Origin of the sequence: Auraticoccus monumenti, assembly GCF_900101785.1 — a bacterium.
Lineage (GTDB): Bacteria > Actinomycetota > Actinomycetes > Propionibacteriales > Propionibacteriaceae > Auraticoccus > Auraticoccus monumenti.
Genome location: NZ_LT629688.1, coordinates 3,312,737 through 3,330,165, shown reverse-complemented (window position 1 = coordinate 3,330,165; position 17,429 = coordinate 3,312,737). Strand labels below are relative to the sequence as shown.

The 17,429-nt window shown below is 73.9% G+C and carries 18 protein-coding genes; 11 read left to right on the top strand and 7 right to left on the bottom strand.

Going from position 1 to position 17,429, the window contains the following annotated elements; genetic code table 11:
• The first annotated feature begins 299 nt into the window (after positions 1-299).
• Positions 300-917, top strand: a complete 618-nt coding sequence (locus BLT52_RS15455; RefSeq protein WP_197679070.1) for an RNA polymerase sigma factor — start codon at positions 300-302, stop codon at positions 915-917.
• A 70-nt stretch (positions 918-987) separates the two neighbouring features.
• Here BLT52_RS15455 and BLT52_RS15450 read toward each other — a convergent pair whose 3' ends face one another.
• Positions 988-1,635, bottom strand: a complete 648-nt coding sequence (locus BLT52_RS15450; RefSeq protein ID WP_090594805.1) for a TetR/AcrR family transcriptional regulator — start codon at positions 1,633-1,635, stop codon at positions 988-990.
• Positions 1,636-1,944: 309 nt separating this feature from the next.
• Between BLT52_RS15450 and BLT52_RS21855 the strand changes: the two genes are divergently transcribed.
• Complete coding sequence (locus tag BLT52_RS21855) at positions 1,945-2,769, top strand: VOC family protein (RefSeq protein WP_172804060.1); 825 nt, start codon at positions 1,945-1,947, stop codon at positions 2,767-2,769.
• Positions 2,770-2,889: 120 nt separating this feature from the next.
• Here the strand turns inward: BLT52_RS21855 and soxR are convergent, their stop codons facing one another.
• Positions 2,890-3,351 carry a redox-sensitive transcriptional activator SoxR gene (soxR, locus tag BLT52_RS15440; RefSeq protein ID WP_090594802.1) on the bottom strand — a complete coding sequence of 154 codons (462 nt, stop codon included), beginning with the start codon at positions 3,349-3,351 and terminating at the stop codon, positions 2,890-2,892.
• Positions 3,352-3,432: 81 nt separating this feature from the next.
• On the opposite strand from soxR, the gene BLT52_RS15435 reads away from it, so the two are divergent.
• Positions 3,433-3,837, top strand: coding sequence for a pilus assembly protein TadG-related protein (locus BLT52_RS15435; protein ID WP_090594801.1), 405 nt, complete (start codon positions 3,433-3,435; stop codon positions 3,835-3,837).
• A 2-nt stretch (positions 3,838-3,839) separates the two neighbouring features.
• Here the strand turns inward: BLT52_RS15435 and BLT52_RS15430 are convergent, their stop codons facing one another.
• Positions 3,840-4,973, bottom strand: coding sequence for a MalY/PatB family protein (locus BLT52_RS15430; RefSeq protein WP_231946343.1), 1,134 nt, complete (start codon positions 4,971-4,973; stop codon positions 3,840-3,842).
• Between the two features lie 86 nt (positions 4,974-5,059).
• Here BLT52_RS15430 and BLT52_RS15425 point away from each other — a divergent pair, with 86 nt between their 5' ends.
• The 5 genes from BLT52_RS15425 to BLT52_RS15405 all read left to right on the top strand — a co-directional run bounded on the left by BLT52_RS15425 (position 5,060) and on the right by BLT52_RS15405 (position 11,803).
• The gene (locus tag BLT52_RS15425) at positions 5,060-5,680 is read left to right on the top strand and encodes an L-threonylcarbamoyladenylate synthase (protein WP_090594800.1); all 621 of its coding nucleotides are present in this window, start codon (positions 5,060-5,062) and stop codon (positions 5,678-5,680) included.
• A gap of 67 nt (positions 5,681-5,747) precedes the next feature.
• Positions 5,748-7,868 carry a M3 family metallopeptidase gene (locus BLT52_RS15420; RefSeq protein WP_090596887.1) on the top strand — a complete coding sequence of 707 codons (2,121 nt, stop codon included), beginning with the start codon at positions 5,748-5,750 and terminating at the stop codon, positions 7,866-7,868.
• A gap of 77 nt (positions 7,869-7,945) precedes the next feature.
• Positions 7,946-9,460, top strand: coding sequence for a glycerol kinase GlpK (gene glpK, locus BLT52_RS15415; RefSeq protein ID WP_090594798.1), 1,515 nt, complete (start codon positions 7,946-7,948; stop codon positions 9,458-9,460).
• A 72-nt stretch (positions 9,461-9,532) separates the two neighbouring features.
• On the top strand, positions 9,533-9,889 hold the full coding sequence (locus BLT52_RS15410; RefSeq protein WP_090594797.1) for a PRC-barrel domain-containing protein: 357 nt from the start codon (positions 9,533-9,535) through the stop codon (positions 9,887-9,889).
• A 93-nt stretch (positions 9,890-9,982) separates the two neighbouring features.
• Positions 9,983-11,803, top strand: a complete 1,821-nt coding sequence (locus BLT52_RS15405) for a gamma-glutamyltransferase family protein (protein ID WP_090594796.1) — start codon at positions 9,983-9,985, stop codon at positions 11,801-11,803.
• Positions 11,804-11,861: 58 nt separating this feature from the next.
• On the opposite strand, the gene BLT52_RS15400 is transcribed toward BLT52_RS15405, so the two are convergent.
• Genes BLT52_RS15400 through BLT52_RS15390 form a run of 3 tightly spaced genes read right to left on the bottom strand, consistent with a single transcriptional unit; the run spans position 11,862 to position 14,525 of the window.
• On the bottom strand, positions 11,862-12,521 hold the full coding sequence (locus tag BLT52_RS15400) for a response regulator transcription factor (RefSeq protein ID WP_090594794.1): 660 nt from the start codon (positions 12,519-12,521) through the stop codon (positions 11,862-11,864).
• Positions 12,518-14,059, bottom strand: coding sequence for a sensor histidine kinase (locus BLT52_RS15395; RefSeq protein WP_090594792.1), 1,542 nt, complete (start codon positions 14,057-14,059; stop codon positions 12,518-12,520). Before BLT52_RS15395 ends, BLT52_RS15400 begins: the two co-directional genes overlap by 4 nt.
• Positions 14,049-14,525 carry a hypothetical protein gene (locus BLT52_RS15390; RefSeq protein ID WP_090594791.1) on the bottom strand — a complete coding sequence of 159 codons (477 nt, stop codon included), beginning with the start codon at positions 14,523-14,525 and terminating at the stop codon, positions 14,049-14,051. The genes BLT52_RS15395 and BLT52_RS15390 overlap by 11 nt, the downstream gene beginning before the upstream one ends.
• A 106-nt stretch (positions 14,526-14,631) precedes the next feature.
• Here BLT52_RS15390 and BLT52_RS15385 point away from each other — a divergent pair, with 106 nt between their 5' ends.
• Positions 14,632-16,098, top strand: coding sequence for a dihydrolipoyl dehydrogenase family protein (locus BLT52_RS15385; RefSeq protein ID WP_231946342.1), 1,467 nt, complete (start codon positions 14,632-14,634; stop codon positions 16,096-16,098).
• A 36-nt stretch (positions 16,099-16,134) separates the two neighbouring features.
• Here the strand turns inward: BLT52_RS15385 and BLT52_RS15380 are convergent, their stop codons facing one another.
• Complete coding sequence (locus BLT52_RS15380) at positions 16,135-16,527, bottom strand: VOC family protein (protein ID WP_090594787.1); 393 nt, start codon at positions 16,525-16,527, stop codon at positions 16,135-16,137.
• A gap of 212 nt (positions 16,528-16,739) precedes the next feature.
• Between BLT52_RS15380 and BLT52_RS15375 the strand changes: the two genes are divergently transcribed.
• Entirely contained in the window at positions 16,740-17,027 is a 288-nt protein-coding gene (locus tag BLT52_RS15375) for a DUF1905 domain-containing protein (RefSeq protein ID WP_090594786.1), read from the top strand.
• Positions 17,028-17,100: 73 nt separating this feature from the next.
• On the top strand, positions 17,101-17,379 hold the full coding sequence (locus BLT52_RS15370; protein ID WP_090594785.1) for a hypothetical protein: 279 nt from the start codon (positions 17,101-17,103) through the stop codon (positions 17,377-17,379).
• The last annotated feature ends 50 nt before the right edge of the window (positions 17,380-17,429 follow it).

Below are 17,429 nucleotides of genomic sequence, written 5' to 3'. Positions count from 1 at the left end.
CCAGTCGGACCAACGATCGAGACGTTCGGCCAGTGACGTCCCACGCGTCGGTCCCCGTTGAGCCGGTTCCAACTGCCCACAGGTGGCTCTGTTGTTGGGCTGGTCGGTCCACTAGTGTGAGGCGTGACTTCCGACGATGCCGAACCGCTCCCAGCGGTCCTCGGGAGTCGGAGACCCTGGGCAGGAAGTGGGAGCGCATGCTCGTCGAACTACCGCCGTCCCCGGTCCCACCCGAGCCCGACCCCGTCAGTGGACCACCGGTACCCGCACCAGCGTCGACGCCGGCAGTCAGCCCGGACGTGGCTGCCGAGAACGCCCGCTGGGTGCAGGGTCTCGACGCAGTGGCGCCCGAGCACGAGACGACCGTCGCAGAGCTGTACCGGATGCTGCTGCGGATGAGCTACCGGGAGGCGCAGCGCAGGGGGTCGGGGATGCGGCTGTCCGGACCCGAGCTGGACGACGTCGCCCACCAGGCCGCCTCGGACGCCACCATGGCGGTCCGCCGCAAGGTCGGGACCTTCCGCGGGGAGTGCAGGTTCACCACCTGGGCGTACCGCTTCGTCGTGTTCGACGTGGCCTCGAAGATGAACCGCCATCCCTGGCGACGCCCGACGGTGTCCCTCGATGATCACGACTGGGACCTCGCCAGCACGGACCTGTACGAGGCCCCCCAGGACCACCTCGAGACCAAGGCGCTGCTCCGCGCGTTCGAGCAGGTCTTCAGCGAGCGGCTCACCGGACGCCAGCAGCGGGCGTTCGAGGCGATCGCGGTACGCGGCCTCCCGGTGGCCGAGGTCGCTCGTGAGCTCGGGACCAACCCGAACGCCGTCTACAAGACGATGTTCGACGCGCGCAAGAAGCTGCGCGAGGGTCTGGTGGCCGTCGGCTTCCTGGAAGCGGGGCGACCCGTCCGCTGAGTGCACCGTCGCCGGCAGACGGGTTCTCGGGCGTCGGACGACGACATCACCGCGGGCCGGCGTCCGGCGGTCAGCCCGCTCCCGGCTCCCGGGCGACGGCGAACGCACGTACCTGCGCGATGGCCAGGTCCAGCGCGACGCGCATCGGCTCCACGTCGCGCCGGGTCTGTGCGAGCAGGTACCCGCCCTGCAACGCGGCCAGCAGACCGGTCGCCAGGGCCCGGACGTCGGCGTCAGGCCGCAGCGTCCCGTTCGCGCGCAGTGTCTGCAGCCCCTCGGCCAGCAGGTCCTCCCACGCCGTGAAGAGCGCGTCCAGGTCTGCGCGCGCCCGCTCGTCGGAGTCGGCCAGCTCGTTGGCCAGGCTCCCGAGGGGGCACCCGTAGGCTCCGTTCCGCACGGCGTTGCGCTCGACCAGCGCGTCACGCCAGAGGTCGAGGCCCCGCAACGACGTCAGCCTGCGGAGCCGCCGACCCTGGTCCTCCATCACGAAGGTGCCTCGTCGGTCGATGACGGCGCCGACCAGGTCGTCCTTGCTCGCGAAGTGCTGGTAAATCTGCGACTTGCTGGTGCCCGTGGCCGCCCTGATGTCGGCGAGCGATGTCGCCGACACCCCCTGCTCGAGGATCAGCTGGTCAGCGGCCGCGAGGATCCGCTCGCGGGTCGCCGCGCCCCGTGCCGTGACACGCGACCGCTGCCCCTCGCCGCTCGACTGCGTCACCCGTGCAGGCTACAGCCGCCGCCGGGGGGTCCGCGGGACGCAGACGGTGCCGCGGTCGCCGCCCGTGGACGGCTCGTCCGGGCGTCGGTAAGAACCGCGGTCACCGGCGCCACCATCAGCCGAGGACCGACTCCGACCACGGGATCGACGAACGTCTCGACGACGGCCCGCGCGTGGACGCGGAGCTGATCACCGAGGAGCAGCAGGGGAGCTCGCTCGTCGCTGCCGTGCGGGATGCCTGCCCGGTGACGACGGTGACCAACCACCAAGGGGGGAGGACCCCCGGGGACGAACCGGACCAGGGGGACCATGACGACACGATTCACCAGATGGCCCGAGGGCGTCCCCTGCTGGGTGGAGCTCACCACGACGGAACCTGATCGAGCGCTGACGTTCTACAGCGCCGTGCTCGGCTGGACGAGGACGCCGCTGCCCGGGCGGAGCCACGAGCACGTGGTCGTCCGGCGTCACGGAGCAGCGGTCGCGGGTCTGAGGAGGGCTGCCGCCGGTGATCGCACCGGGTGGGCGGTGTACATCGCGGCTGACGACGTCGACGCCAGGACTGCTGACGCGGTGGCGCTGGGTGCTGAGGTCGTCGTACCTCCCGAGGACCACCCAGCCCACGGCGGCACCCGGGCGCTGGGCCGGAGGGCGGTGGTCAGCGACCCCGCGGGAGGCTGGACCGGCTTGTGGCAGGGTCTGGCGCTGAACGGCTGCCAGCTGGTCAACGAGCCGGGAGGTCTGTGCTTCGAAGAGCTGGCATCACCAGACCCGGCCGCTGCCGGCCACTTCCTGCGGGGCCTCTTCGGGTACGTCCTGACGTCGGAGCCGACGTTCGTGGGCGGCGCAGGTCCGCGTCGTCTCGTCGACGTTCGTGGGCGGCTCGACGTCGGCGCCGGGTACACCACCTTCCGGCTGCCCGATGAGTCCATCCCGCTGGGGGCATCCGGAACTCGGAGGCCGGCGGAGCGGAGAGCCAGGACTGGTCGCCGTGGTTCGGGGTCACGAGCGCCGACGAGGCCGGTCAGCGGGCTGCTGCCAACGGCGGAGGTGTCGTCGTGCCGCCCTACACCACCGGCGGGGAGCAGATCTCCTGTCTCGCGGACCCGGACGGGGCCCGCTTCTGGGTCGTGACGAGCACCGGTGCGGGACAACCCGACCGGTCGGGCTAGACGGGTTGGTGCACCCCGGGCGCCGTCGCTGGCGAGCCCGTGCCGTCGGGCTCAGGACCACTCACCACCCCGCTGACCGCGCTCAGCGCCGGCGGACCCCGCGCGGCTCCAGCGCGACCGCCCCGGGACCCTGGGCGGCCAGCACGTCCTCGGGGTTGGTCAGCGCGCAGGCCTGCAGGCTGAGGCAGCCGCAGCCGATGCAGGAGTCGAGCTGGTCGCGGAGGCGTTCCAGCCGCTCGATCTGCTCGTCCAGCCGCGACCTCCAGCGCGCCGACAGCGCGGCCCAGTCCGCGGCGGTGGGGGTGCGGGAGCGGGGTAGCCCGGCCAGCGCCTCGGCCACCTCCTCCAGGCTCAGCCCGACCCGCCGGGCGGAGCGGATGAAGGCCAGGCGGCGCAGCGTGGAGCGCTCGTAGCGGCGCTGGTTCCCGGCGTTGCGGGTGCTGGTGACCAGCCCGCGCTCCTCGTAGAAGCGCAGCGCCGAGGGGGCCACACCGGACCGCTGCGCCACCTCCCCGATGGTGAGGAGGTCGGAGGTGCCGCGCATGCGGCTCAACCTACCCAGACCTCGTCCACAGGTCCGCGTGCGCACCTCCCGCGAGGACCCGTGGCCGGGCAGACTGGCCCCGTGCGGACCGACGAACGCGGGCAGTCGCTGTCGATCATGGTGCTCGTGGTGCTGTCCTCGCTGTTCCTGCTGGCCGGGCTGGTCATCGACGGCGGTCAGCAGGTGGTGGCCACCCGCCGCGCCGAGGCGGTGGCGGCGGCCGCGGCCCGGGTCGGCGCGGACGCCGGCGCGGCGGCCCTGGTCGCCTCCGCCGACCGCGGCGCCTCCGCCGCCGACGCCGGTCGCGCGGCGCGGGCCTACCTGGCCCAGAGCCCGGACGTCACCGGCACGGTCACCCTCGAGGCGGGCACCGTCGGGGTGCGCACCAGCAGCACCGAGCCGACGGTCTTCCTGTCCCTGATCGGGGTCGGCAGCGTCACCGGTGAGGGGTCGGCCACCGCGGAACTCTTCGCGGTGGGCGGCTGAGCTCAGCCGCGGGTCGCGGCCGCCATCCGCTCGACGGCCTCGGTCAGGATCGCCGGGGAGGTGGCCAGGTTGATCCGCACCCACTGCGCGGTCGCCGGTCCGAAGTCCGCGCCGTCGTTCAGCGCCACCCGACCCCGCTCCAGGAACGTGCTGGCCGGCCGGTTCAGACCGAGGGCGCGGCAGTCCAGCCAGGCCAGGTACGTGCCCCGGCTCTGACGGTGCACGACCTCCGGCAGGTGCTCGCCCAGCAGGACGTCCAGCAGCTCGCGGTTGGCCTGAAGCTCGGTACGCAGCCGTCCCAGCCAGTCCCGGTCCTCGGTCAGCGCCGCGGTGTGGACCCGCAGCGCCACGTGGCTGGCAGCACCCCGGGTGCTCTCGTAGGTCAGCCGCTGCAGCCGCTCCCGGGCCCCCGGCCCGGGCACCAGCAGGGCGGCCTTGAACCCGGCCAGGTTCCAGGCCTTGGACGCGGAGGTGATGGTCACCACGTCGTCGGCGCCCGGGACGTCCAGCACCGGCACGAAGTCGGTGCCCGGGCCCACCAGCGGGCTGTGGATCTCGTCCACCAGCAGCACCACGCCGTGGTCGCGGGCCAGCTCCACCACCCGGGTCAGCTCCTCGCGGGTGTGCACCACCCCGGTCGGGTTGTGCGGGCTGCTCATCAGGTGCACGGTGACGTCCGGCTCGGCGTAGGCGCGCTCGAGGGCGTCCAGGTCCAGGCGGCCGTCCTCGCCCAGCGGGACGTCGAGCAGCTCCGCGGCACTGTTGCGCACGGTGGCCCAGAAGGGGGCGTAGACGGGGGAGTTGATCACCACGCGGTCGCCCGGGCGCACCACCTGGGCCATGGTCATCGCCACGCCCTGCATCACGTCGGGGGAGAGCACCACCGTGGCGGGGTCGGGACGCCACCCCCACTCCTCGGCGGCGAAGTCGGCGTAGGCCTCGGCGTAGCCGTTGCCGGCGGGGTAGCCGGTGTCGCCGTCGGCCAGCAGCCGCTCCAGCTCGCGCCGCACGCCGGGCGACACCGGGGTGTCCATCTCGGCCACCCACAGCGGGAGCACGTCCTCGGGGTGGCGGCGCCACTTCATCGAGGTGCGGCGGCGCAGGGTGTCCAGGCTGAGGCTGAGGATCGGTTCCACGCGCCGACTGTAGGGCGTGGCGGTCCGCGGGCCGGCGCCGTCCAGGGGTCTGGGCGTGGGGGCCGCGGTGCTCCTAGGATGCGCTCATGGCGCGCTACTTCGACGTCCACCCGGACAACCCGCAACCCCGGGCCATCGCCCAGGTGGTCGACGTCGTCCGCCGGGGTGGCTTGGTGGCCTACCCGACCGACTCCTGCTTCGCGCTGGGCTGCCAGCTGGGCAACCGCGACGGCCTGGACCGGATCCGCGCCATCCGCCGCCTCGACGCGGACCACCACTTCACCCTGGTCTGCTCCGAGTTCGCCCAGCTCGGCCAGTTCGTGCAGATGGACAACGACGTCTTCCGCGCGGTCAAGGCGGCCACCCCGGGGCAGTACACCTTCATCCTCCCGGCCACCCGCGAGGTGCCCAAGCAGATGCTGCACCCGAAGAAGAAGACCGTCGGTGTGCGGATCCCCTCTCACACCACCACCCTGGCCCTGCTGTCCGCCCTCGGTGAGCCGCTGATGTCGAGCACCCTGCTGCTGCCGGACCAGGAGCAGCCGATGACCGAGGGCTGGATGATCACCGACGAGCTGGGCGGGCAGCTGGACGCGGTGCTGGACTCCGGCGACTGCGGCACCGAGCCGACCACCGTGGTCGACCTCTCCGGGGACGAGGTCGTGGTCGTCCGTCACGGGGCCGGGGACCCGTCGCGCTTCGAGTGAGTCCGACCGTCGGCGTCGTCCGCCGGCTGTCACGGGTCTGTCGGAGGGCTCCCCTAGGGTGATCGTCATGCCCGATCCCGAGAACCCCCTGCTCGCAGCCAGCCCGCTGCCCTTCGGGCTGCCGCCCTTCGCCGGGCTGAGCCTGGAGCACCACCGCGAGGCCGTCGAGCAGGGCATGGTCGAGCAGGCCGCCGAGGTGGAGGCGGTCGCCGCCAGCACAGAGCCGCCGACGGTCGAGAACACCCTGGTGGCCCTGGAGCGCTCCGGGGAGCTGCTGCAGCGCGCCACCGCCGTCTTCTTCCACCTGGTGGGCAGCGACGGTGACGAGGCGCTGCGCGCACTGGCCGAGGAGCTCTCCCCGCGGCTGTCCGAGCACGAGGACTCGATCACCCTCGACCGGCGCCTGTTCGCCCGGGTGGACGCCCTGCACGAGCAGCTCGACGCTCTGGGGCTGGACGAGGAGACGGCCGAGCTGGTCCGGGCCACCCACCGCGACATGGTGCAGGCCGGCGCCGCGTTGGACGACGCCGCCCAGCAGCGGCTGCGGGAGATCAACGCCGCCGAGGCGCGGCTGACCAGCCGGTTCCAGAAGGAGCTGCTGGCCGACACCCGCGCCCGTGCGGTGGTGGTGGAGGACGTCGCCGAGCTCGACGGCCTGGACCCGGCCGCCGTGGACGCGGCGGCGGAGGCCGCCGCCGCCCGGGGTCTGGACGGGCGCTGGCTGCTGACCTGCACCAACTTCACCAACCACCCCGCCCTCGGCCGCCTGCACCCGCGGGAGACGCGCCGCCGGCTGTTCGACGCCCAGGTCGCCCGCGGCGGCGACGGTGAGCACGACACCGCTCCGCTGGTGCTGGAGCTGGTGGCCTTGCGTGCCGAGCGGGCCCGGCTGCTGGGCTTCCCCGACCACGCCTCGGTGGTGACGGCCGTCGCCACCGCCGGCAGCCCGGCCGCGGTGCGGGCCCGGCTGGACCCGATGGCGGCCACGGCGGCGCGCAAGGTGGGGGAGGAGCGGGCCGCCCTGCAGGAGGAGGTCGAGCGGCACTGCGCCGAGACCGGTCAGCCCCTCTTCGAGCTCGCGGCCTGGGACTGGGCCTACTACACCGAGCGGCTCCGGCGCCGGCGCTACGACCTGGACCTGGCTGCGCTGCGGCCCTGGTTCGAGGCGGGCCGGGTGCTCCGCGAGGGCGTCTTCCGGGCCGCTGAGCTGGTGTACGGCCTGACCTTCGCCGAGCGTCCCGACCTGCACGGCCACCGCGAGGAGGTCGAGGTCTTCGAGGTCCGCGACGCCGACGGCACCCCGCTCGGGCTGTACCTGCTCGACCTGCACCGCCGCGACACCAAGAACGGCGGCGCCTGGGCCAACTCGCTGGTCTCGCAGAGCCGGCTGCTCGGCACTCCCACCGTGGTGTCCAACAACCTCAACGTGGTGGCTCCCGCACCCGGCCAGCCCACCCTGCTGAGCCTGGACGAGGTGACCACCCTCTTCCACGAGTTCGGCCACGCCCTGCACGCGCTGCTCTCCGACGTCACCTACCCGCGGTTCTCCGGCACCCGGGTCCCGCGCGACTTCGTCGAGTTCCCCAGCCAGGTCAACGAGATGTGGGTGCTGGACCCGCGGGTGCTGCCGCACTACGCCCGCCACGTCGAGACCGGGGAGCCGCTGCCCGACGGCGTGGTGGAGCGGCTGAGCGCGGCCGAGACGTTCAACCAGGGGTTCGCCACCGCGGAGAACCTGGCCAGCGCGCTGCTGGACCAGGAGTGGCACGGGCTCGCCGCCGGTGAGCAGGTGGCGTCGGTGCCGGAGTTCCAGGCCGCCGCGCTGGCCCGGATCGGGCTGGACGACCCGGTCGTCCCGCCCCGCTACTCCACCCGGTACTTCGCCCACGCCTTCGCCGGGGGCTACGACGCGCGCTACTACTCCTACCTGTGGTCGGAGGTGCTGGACGCCGACACGGTGGCCTGGTTCACCGAGCAGGGCGGCGCCGCCCCCGGGGCCGACCCGGTGGAGCTGCGCGCCGGCGGTGACCACTTCCGCGCCGAGCTGCTCTCCCGCGGGTCCTCACGCGACCCGATGAGCTCCTACCGGGCCTTCCGGGGCCGGGACCCGGAGGAGGGGCCGCTGCTCGCCCGCCGTGGTCTGCTGCCTGCGACGCCCACCGACGAGCCGGGCAGCGCCCCGGACTGAACCGACCCAGCGTCCGCCCCGGGCCCGCCCGCCGGGCGGGACGACCCGACCGCACCAGCAGGTTCGAGGAGGAACCGATGCCCGCTCACGTCGTCGCCATCGACCAGGGGACCACCAGCACCCGCGCCGTGGTGGTGGACCACGACGGCCGGATCATCTCCAGCGGCCAGCTCGAGCACGAGCAGATCCTGCCCCGCGCCGGCTGGGTCGAGCACGACCCGGTGGAGATCTGGGGCAACACCCGCGAGGTGATCGGCACCGCCCTGTCCCGGGCCAACCTGACCCGCCACGACGTGGCCGCGGTGGGCATCACCAACCAGCGCGAGACCACCGTGGTGTGGGACGCCGCCACCGGCGAGCCCGTGCACAACGCCATCGTCTGGCAGGACACCCGCACCCAGTCCATCTGCGACGAGCTCGCCGCCGACGGGGGCGTGGACCGGTTCAAGGACACCGTCGGGCTGCCGCTGGCGCCCTACTTCGCCGGCACCAAGCTGAAGTGGCTGCTGGACACCGTCGACGGCCTGCGGGAGCGGGCCGGGGCGGGGGAGGTGCTGTTCGGCACCATCGACACCTGGCTGCTGTGGAACCTCACCGGCGGCCCCGACGGCGGGGTGCACGTCACCGACGTCACCAACGCCTCCCGGACGATGTTCATGGACCTGCGCACCTGCCGCTGGGACGAGGAGATCCTCGACGTCTTCGGGGTGCCGGCCGCGATGCTGCCCGAGATCCGCACCAGCAGCGAGCCCTACGGGGTGGTGCACGGCTCCCAGCTGCTGCGGGAGACCCCGGTGGCGGGCATCCTCGGCGACCAGCACGCCGCCACCTTCGGCCAGGTCGGGTTCGCGGCCGGCGCGGCCAAGAACACCTACGGCACCGGCAACTTCCTGGTGGTGAACACCGGCAGCGAGATCGTCAGCTCCAGCCACGGGCTGCTGACCACGCTCTGCTACCAGCTGGAGGGTCAGCCCCCGGTGTACGCCCTGGAGGGCTCCATCGCGGTGACCGGCTCGCTGGTGCAGTGGCTGCGCGACCAGCTGGGCATCATCACCAGCGCACCCGAGGTGGAGCAGCTGGCCGCCCAGGTCGAGGACAACGGCGGGGTCTACTTCGTCCCCGCCTTCTCCGGGCTGTTCGCCCCCTACTGGCGCGGGGACGCCCGCGGCGCCATCGTCGGGCTGACCCGTTTCGCCAACCGCGCCCACCTGGCCCGCGCGGCGCTGGAGGCCACCGCCTTCCAGACCCGGGAGGTGCTGGACGCCGTCGACGCCGACGCCCCGGTCGAGCTGACCGAGCTGCGGGTCGACGGGGGCATGGTGGCCAACGAGGCGCTGATGCAGTTCCAGGCCGACGTCCTCGGCATCCCGGTGGTGCGACCGGTGGTCACCGAGACCACCGCCCTCGGCGCCGCCTACGCCGCCGGGCTCGCCGTCGGGTTCTGGGACGGGTTGGACGAGCTGCGGGACAAGTGGCGGGAGGACCGGCGCTGGGAGCCGGCGATGGAGCCCGCCGAGCGCGACCGCCAGCTGCGGCTGTGGCGCAAGGCGGTCACCCGCACCTTCGACTGGGTCGACGACGACGTCCGCTGAGCAGCCACGGGCGCGTCCTTATACTCGGCCCGGGGCGGATCACGCCGCCCGACGACGCAGGAGGAGCACGACATGGTCAGCATCGAGGACATCCGCGACTGGGTGGACCTACCGGTGGTCGACGCCTCGGAGTCCAAGGTCGGCACCCTGGAGAGCGTCTACTTCGACACCGCCACCGACCAGCCGTCCTTCGCCGCGGTCAAGACCGGCGTCCTGGGCGGCTCCCGGCTGGTGTTCGTGCCCCTGGACGGCGCCAGCGTCTCCCCGCGCCACCTCAAGGTGACGGTGCTGAAGAAGCTGGCCAGGGAGGCTCCGTCCATCCCCCAGGACGGCCAGCTGGAGGCCGCCATGGAGCCGGAGATCTTCGCCCACTACGGTCTGCCCTACTCCACCGGCGCCAACGGGGAGCGCAAGCTCGGTCGTCGCTGACCCGCGCGCCCACCCCGCCGGGCCGCGATTCCGGCCCCGCTTCCCCCACCTGCCTAGGCTCGGCCCCCAGCGGTCACCAGGAGGGTGGGGAACATGAGTCGGTCCCGGATGTGGGTGCTCGTCGCGGTCGTGGCGGTGGTGCTGGCCGTGGTGGTCGTGACGGCGCTCGTCCGCCCCAGGGGGGAGACGCCGGCGGCACCGGTGCCGGGCACCGGCACCCCCGCCCCGTCGAGCCCGTCCCCGCTCGCCGGCGCGTCGCCGAGCGCGACGCCGACCCCCAGCCCGACGCCCACCGCCGAACCGGGCGTGGAGGCCGTCGCCACCATCGACGAGGCCGCCACCGCGGCGGCGATGGACGTCCTGGCCGACGGGGGCACCGCCGCCGACGCCGCGGTGGCCACCGCCGCGGTCCTCAGCGTGGTGGAGCCCTACTACTCCAACCTCCTCGCCGGCGAGACCGCCGCGCTCTGGTACGACGCCGGGACCGGTGAGGTGACCAGCCTGCTCGGGGCCGGCCGGGTCGGGGAGGACTTCGACCGCGGGGAGTACCGCGAGCGCGGCGTCGGGGCGTTCGGGCTGCACCAGGCGCTGGTCCCGGGCTCCTGGGACCTGTGGGTGACCCTGCTGGCCGAGGAGGGGGAGCTGGGGCTCGACCGGGTCCTGGCCCCGGCCATCGAGCTCGCCGAGGACGGCTTCCCCGCCTCCGACGTGCTGGCCGGGCAGGTGCGCAGCTACCTCGCCGCCGGCGGTATGAACGCCGCCGCCCGCGAGATCTACGCCCCCGGCGGGGACCCGGTCGACGCGGGGGACACCGTCCGCCAGCCCGACTTCGCCGACACCCTGACCTCCCTCGTCGAGGCCTACGAGTCCGGGGCGGACCGGGCCGACGGCCTGGAGGCGGCACGCGACCTGGTCTACCGCGGCGAGCTGGCCGAGCGACTGGTGGCCGAGATCCGTGACGGCGGCGGCTGGCTCACCGAGGACGACCTGGCCGGCTTCGAGGCCCAGGTCCAGCCCTCGATCACCCTGGAGTGGGACGAGGACACCACCGTGCACCAGGTGCCCCCGAGCAGCCAGGGCATGACCATGCTGCTGGCCCTCAACACCCTGCGCGGGGCCGAGCTGGCCGAGCAGGACGAGGCCGACCGGCTGCACCTGCAGATCGAGGCGCTCAAGCTGGCCATGGCCGACCGGGAGGAGCTCGTCGGCGACCCGGAGGCCGTCGACGCACCGGTGGAGGAGCTCCTCGACCCGGCGTACGGGGCCAGCCAGCTGGAGCGGATCGAGCTCGACGCCTCCCTGGACGCCCCGGTCGACCCGGGCCTGGAGAACACCACGACCTTCCAGGTGGTGGACTCCGCGGGCAACGCCGCCGCCGTCACCGCCAGCACCGGCTACCAGTTCGTCCAGGCCGGCGACACCGGGATCATGGTGAACAACCGGATGCGCTACATGACCGTCGAGGACGAGTCCAGCCCGAACTACATCGAGGCCGGGCGCCAGGTCCGCTACACCGGCAACCCCTGGATGGCCACCACCCCCGACGGGCTGTGGCTGCTGGGCGGCAACATCGGCGGCGACACCCAGGCCCAGGTGCAGACCCAGCACTTCCTGGGCGTCGCCGAGCTCGGGCTCAGCGTGGAGGAGGCCGTCGCCGCGCCGCGGGTGGTGACGCAGTCCCAGCCGAACAGCGTCACCCCGCACGGGGTGGCCGACCGCGTCCGCATCGACGCGTCCGTGGACGGGGACGTGCTGGACGACCTGCGCGCCCGCGGCCAGCGTCTCGAGGTCACCTCCGGGGCCGGCCCCTTCGGCACCGGGTCGGTGGTCGAGGTCCGCGACGACGGCCAGGAGGTCGAGATCGGCCTGGACCCGCGCGCCCCCTGGGCCAGCGGCGACACCCGCGCCCCCTGACGGCCCTCGCCGGCCCATCCCGCAGGCAGGTGTGCTGCGGCCCCGGCCGGCGTCCCGGTCAGGGCAGTCGGTACCCCGCGCCGCGGACGGTCTCGATGCGCTCCCCGCCGACCTTGCGGCGCAGCGCGCGGATGTAGACGTCGACCACGTTGGAGGCGGGGTCGAACCCCATGCCCCACACGTGCCCGAGCAGCTGCTCGCGGCTCAGCACCTGTCCGGGGTGGCGCAGGAACACCTCCAGCAGCGAGAACTCCCGCGCGGTCAGGTCGACCACGTCGGCCCCGGTGTGGGCCCGGCGGGTGTGGAGGTCCAGCACCAGCCCGCGGTGGCTGAGCTGGGGGGTGGGGGTGGTGGGTCCCTCGTCACGGACCCGCAGCCGGATCCGGGCCAGCAGCTCGGCGAACTGGAACGGCTTGGTCATGTAGTCGTTGGCCCCGCCCTCCAGCGCGCTCACGGTGTCGGTGACGGAGTCCCGGGCGGTCAGCACGACCACGGGGGTGGTCACCCCCTCGCTGCGCAGCTGGGCGAGCACCTCGAACCCGTCCCGGCGGGGGAGCCCGAGGTCGAGCACGAGGAGGTCGAACCCGCCGCTGCGGGCCATGATCAGGGCGGTGTCGCCGTCGATGGCCAGCATGGTGGCGTAGCCGGCCGCCCGCAGACCCTTCTCCACGAAGGAGGCGATCCGGGGGTCGTCCTCGGCGAGCAGGATCCGACTCATCTGGGGGTCCCTCCGGGCAGCAGGTCGTGGTGGTCGTGGTCGGCCGTCGCGGGCGCTCCGCTGCCGGGCAGGCGGACGAGCTCGGCCGCGGGGACCAGGACGCCGAAGCGGGCTCCGTGGCCGGGGGTGCTCTGCACGAAGGCGGTCCCCCCGTGGGCCTCGGCGATGGTGCGGACGATGCTCAGGCCCAGACCGGCACCGCTGCGGGGTACCGGCCCGGCCACGTCGGCGGACTGCCTGGCGCTGCCCACCCGGAACCGGTCGAAGATGACCGTCAGCTCCTCCGGACGCACCCCGGGCCCCTGGTCGGCGATCCACAGCCGCAGCAGCCGGTCCGGGCCCTCGCCCTCGAACTCCGAGCCGACCTGCACCCGGGAACCTTCCGGGCTGTACTGCACCGCGTTGGCGGCCAGCTGCAGCATGGCCTGGGTGATCCGCTGCCGGTCCAGCGCCACGTGGCCCTCGGCGATCCGCACCAGCTGCCAGTTCCTCGCGCCCAGGGTCTGGCACTTGGCCTCGATGTCGAGCAGCAGGTCGGCGGTGTCGGTCGGCTGCGGGGTGACGAAGTCGCTCTGCTCGGCCTTGGCCAGCAGGAGCAGGTCGCTGACGATGCGGCCCATCCGGCTCAGCTCGTCGTCGACCAGGCGCAGCGTCCCGGCCCGCTCCCGCTCGTCGTCGGAGAGCAGCTCCAGGTGCCCGCGGATGATGGTGATCGGGGTGCGCAGCTCGTGGCTGGCGTCGTCGAGGAAGCGGCGCTGGGAGTCGTAGGCCGACTCCAGCCGGTCCAGCATGTCGTTGAAGGTGGTGGCCAGGGCGGCGATGTCGTCGTTGCCGGTCACCGGCACCCGCTGGCTGAGGTCGTGCTCGGTGATGTCGGCGGCCACCTGGCGGACCTGGCGCACCGGCCGCAGGATCTGCCCGGCCACGAACCAGGCGATGCTGGCGGTGAGGAGCACGGCGCCGATCGCCACGTAGAGCAGGATGCTCACGGTCCGCTCGACCTGCTGCTCGGCGCCGCGGACGAACTGCATCACCACCAGGGTGCCGACGTCGCCCTGGGTCTGCACCCGCACCTTGGCCCACTGCAGCGGACCTCCGCTCGGCAGCGTCTCGGCCCCGCTGGCGCGGGGGTCGGCCAGCACCCGGTCCAGCAGGTCGGCGTCCTCGGTGACCCGGTACCCCAGGACCCCGTCGCTGCCGGCGTAGACCGGACGGTCGCGCTGCCGCTCGGTGACCGCGACCAGCACCTCGTCGGCGGTCAGGGCCTGGCGGTCGAAGTAGCGGTTCATCAGCGCCGCGACGTCGGAGTAGGGCTGGCTGGTCTCCGGGTCGCGGCCCTCGGAGGCGAAGCGACGGAACTCCTCGACCTCCTGCACCAGGCCCGCGTTCGCCTGCTCGTAGACCTCGGCCAGCAGCAGCGACCGGGCGGTGACCAGCACCGAGATCAGGGTGACGATGGTGGTGAGCACGATCCAGCCGACGATCCGCAGGCGGGCCGAGACGGTGGTGCGGGCGGGCGGGCGCGCATCAGTCGTCATCACCCTCCCCAGCGTCGTCCCCGTCGTCATCGTCCCCATTCTCACCGGAGTCGTCGCCGTCGTCGTCGTCCCCGTCGTCGTCGCCCTGCGTGCGCGTCTCCGGCCGGGGCTGCGGGGCGGGTGCCCGGGTGGTCCGTGGCACCGGGGCCTGCGAGGCCGTGCGGTCCGCGCCGGCCGCCGGGTCGTCGTCGCCCTCGTCCTGCACGCGCCCGGTCGGGGACCCCTCGGGCGCCTCGTCACCGGGCCCGGACGTGCCGCCGGGCTCGTCGGCGCGGGCGGAGCCGGTCGGGGACGGCGCCGGGCTGGGGGCCGAGGGAGTCGGGGTGGGTCGGAGGGAGACGGTCACCGGTGCGGGGTCCACCGGCGCCGGGTCACGGTTGACGGCGAGGGACTGGCTGGCCACGGCCAGCGCCACCACCACCGCCATCAGCCCCAGGATGATCCCGACCAGTCTCAGCACCCGCATGAGCGGAAGCCTCCCAGCCGGGTGTGAACACGCGATGAGCCGGCGATGAGGAAACCTTCATCCGGTCCCCGCAGCGCCGCCGGCCCCGACGCGTTAGCGTTCGACCGTGACTGAGACGGGATCGGACGTGGCGGGACAGCAGCAGGAGTACGACGTGGTGGTGGTCGGCGCCGGCTCCACCGGGGAGAACGTGGCCGGGCAGGCGGTGGCCGGCGGGCTCAGCACCGTCGTGGTGGAGGCGGAGCTGGTCGGGGGCGACTGCTCCTACTGGGCCTGCATGCCCTCCAAGGCGCTGCTGCGCAGCGGGTCCGCGCGCCGGGCCGCCCAGCGCGCCGCCGGGGTCGAGGTCGGCGGGCTCGACGCCCGCGCCGTCCTGGACCACCGCGACGAGGTGACCTCGCACTGGTCCGACGACTCGCAGGTGTCCTGGCTGGAGCAGACCGGCATCGACCTGGTCCGCGGCCACGGCCGCCTGACCGGCGAGCGCGAGGTCACCGTCACCGCCGCCGACGGGAGCACCCGGGTGCTGCGGGCCCGGCACGCCGTCGCCCTGTGCACCGGCAGCTCGGCCACCGTGCCCGACGTGCCGGGGCTGCGGGACAGCCGGTCGTGGACCAGCCACGACGGCACCTCGGCCGGGGAGGTGCCCGGGCGGCTGGTCGTGGTCGGCGGCGGCGTGGTGGCCTGCGAGCTGGCCACCGCCTGGAGCGACCTCCGTTCCACCGTGACCGTGCTGGCCCGCTCCGAGCTGCTGTCGGGCAACGAGGACTTCGCCGGGCGCCTGGTGCGGGAGGCCCTGGTCGAGCGCGGCGTGGACGTCCGCACGGGCGTCCAGGCCAGCGAGGTGCGCCGCGGCCCCGACGGCGTCCGGGTGCAGGTGTCGGACGGGTCGGTGCTGGAGGCCGACGAGGTGCTGGTGGCGGCTGGTCGGCGTCCCGGCACCGACGACCTCGGTCTCGCCACGGTGGGGCTGGAGGACGGCGCCTGGCTCGACGTGGACGACACGCTGCGGGTGCTGCGTGATGGGGAGCCGGTGGACTGGCTCTACGCCGTGGGCGACCTCAACCACCGCGCCATGCTGACCCACCAGGGCAAGTACCAGGCCCGCGCCGCCGGCGACGTCATCGTCGCCCGGGCCACCGGGGCCGCCGTGGACGACGCACCGTGGGGCGCGCACGTCGCCACCGCCGACGCCCGCGCCGTTCCGCAGGTCGTCTTCACCGACCCCGAGGTGGCCAGCGTCGGGCTGACCACGGCCGCCGCGCAGGAGGCGGGGCTGGACGTCCGCGTGGTCGACCACGACCTGGCCTCGCTGGCCGGCACCTACGTGCACGCCCAGGGCTACACCGGGCAGTCGAGGCTGCTGGTGGACGAGGCCCGGGGGGTCGTGGTCGGGGCGACCTTCGTCGGTCAGGACGTAGCCGAGCTGCTGCACGCCGCGACCATCGCCGTGGTGGGGGAGGTGCCGGTCAGCCGGCTCTGGCACGCCGTGCCGTCCTACCCGACCATCAGCGAGACCTGGCTCCGGCTGCTCGAGGCCCTCGGCCGCGACACCGCCCGGACCCGCCCCTGACCTCAGCCCAGCAGGTCGTGCTGCCGGACCCCGCCCTCAGGCGCCGCCTTCGGCCTGCGACCGCAGGATGCAGAACTCGTTGCCCTCCGGGTCGGCCAGCACGACCCATCCGGTACCCGGACCGTGCAGACCGCGGTGGTCCTGGAGGACCCGGGCCCCGAGCCCGAGCAGCCGCTCCAGCTCCTCGTCGCGGGTGCCGGTGCGGGGACGGAGGTCGAGGTGGATCCGGTTCTTCACCGACTTCTCCTCCGGCACCTCGATGAAGAGCAGCTGGTGCCCGGTGTCGGGGTCGACGACCAGGCACTCCTCGTGCCCGGGCAGGTTGGGGTCCTCGGGGTCCTCCCGGTAGCCGAGGACCCCGGCCCACCAGCTGGACAGGGTGTAGGCGTCGCGGCAGTCGATCGAGGTGTGGGAGACGTAGGAGGTCATGGAGTCACTGTCCCTCCGGGAGGCGGCACCGGCAACGAGGTTCACGGGCCCGTAGCGCGGAGGACGCAGCCCCCACCCGTCGCCCGCGGGGGATCCTCGAGCAGCGCTCGTGGCCCGGTCTGCTCCTGGCTGCGCACGGGGCCGCGGCCGGAGGGTGCTCCGCCGAGGCCGGTACCGTGACGGGTGGCCCCACCGGTGACAGACTCCGACGGGTGGAGCTCATCTTCTCCGGGACGGTGTTCGAGTGGCGAGGTCCTTCGCCCTACTACTACGTGGCCGTGCCCGACGACGAGTCCGAGGCCATCGCCTCGGTCGCCCGCGCGCTCACCTACGGCTGGGGCGTCATCCCGGTCGGCGTCCGGCTGGGCGGCACCCGGTGGCGGACCTCGCTCTTCCCCAGGGACGGTGGCTACCTGGTGCCGCTCAAGCTGGCCGTCCGCCGTGCCGAGGGGGTGGCGGACAGCGAGGTGGTCACGCTGACGCTGTCCCTCGACGTCTGAGCCGTCGGCCCGGTCCGGACGACCGGCCGCCACCCCGGCGCGGACTGTCGGCGGGGCGTGGTTGGGTGGGCCCATGAGCGACCCCGAGCACGAGATCGACGTCCGCAACAACCCCGAGTCCCGCTCCGGCGCGGCCGACACCACCCAGTCGGTGGCGCGCGCCTCCGACGGCGGGGCACCGCCCCGCGACATCCGCACCGAGGGCGTGCGGGCCGACCCCGATCCCTCCGGCACCCGCGGCTCGGACCCCCTCGCCGGCGTCACGGCCAGCCCCGAGGACGTCGAGGAGGCGGTCACCCCCGACACCGGTCCCGAGGAGCCCGGCGGGCGCGGAGCCACCGGCAGGGGCTGACCGGCGACCCCCGCGGGGCGTCTCGGGCCGGGCGAACCGTGTCCGCGCCG

Bases quoted from the DNA above. Each gene is read 5' to 3' on its own strand.
- BLT52_RS21855 (WP_172804060.1), top strand. From the start codon at position 1,945: ATGACGACACGATTCACCAGATGGCCCGAGGGCGTCCCCTGCTGGGTG.
- soxR (WP_090594802.1), bottom strand. From the start codon at position 3,351: ATGCGCGGCACCTCCGACCTCCTCACCATCGGGGAGGTGGCGCAGCGG.
- BLT52_RS15425 (WP_090594800.1), top strand. From the start codon at position 5,060: ATGGCGCGCTACTTCGACGTCCACCCGGACAACCCGCAACCCCGGGCC.
- BLT52_RS15420 (WP_090596887.1), top strand. From the start codon at position 5,748: ATGCCCGATCCCGAGAACCCCCTGCTCGCAGCCAGCCCGCTGCCCTTC.
- glpK (WP_090594798.1), top strand. From the start codon at position 7,946: ATGCCCGCTCACGTCGTCGCCATCGACCAGGGGACCACCAGCACCCGC.
- BLT52_RS15410 (WP_090594797.1), top strand. From the start codon at position 9,533: ATGGTCAGCATCGAGGACATCCGCGACTGGGTGGACCTACCGGTGGTC.
- BLT52_RS15405 (WP_090594796.1), top strand. From the start codon at position 9,983: ATGAGTCGGTCCCGGATGTGGGTGCTCGTCGCGGTCGTGGCGGTGGTG.
- BLT52_RS15400 (WP_090594794.1), bottom strand. From the start codon at position 12,521: ATGAGTCGGATCCTGCTCGCCGAGGACGACCCCCGGATCGCCTCCTTC.
- BLT52_RS15395 (WP_090594792.1), bottom strand. From the start codon at position 14,059: ATGACGACTGATGCGCGCCCGCCCGCCCGCACCACCGTCTCGGCCCGC.
- BLT52_RS15390 (WP_090594791.1), bottom strand. From the start codon at position 14,525: ATGCGGGTGCTGAGACTGGTCGGGATCATCCTGGGGCTGATGGCGGTG.
- BLT52_RS15380 (WP_090594787.1), bottom strand. From the start codon at position 16,527: ATGACCTCCTACGTCTCCCACACCTCGATCGACTGCCGCGACGCCTAC.
- BLT52_RS15370 (WP_090594785.1), top strand. From the start codon at position 17,101: ATGAGCGACCCCGAGCACGAGATCGACGTCCGCAACAACCCCGAGTCC.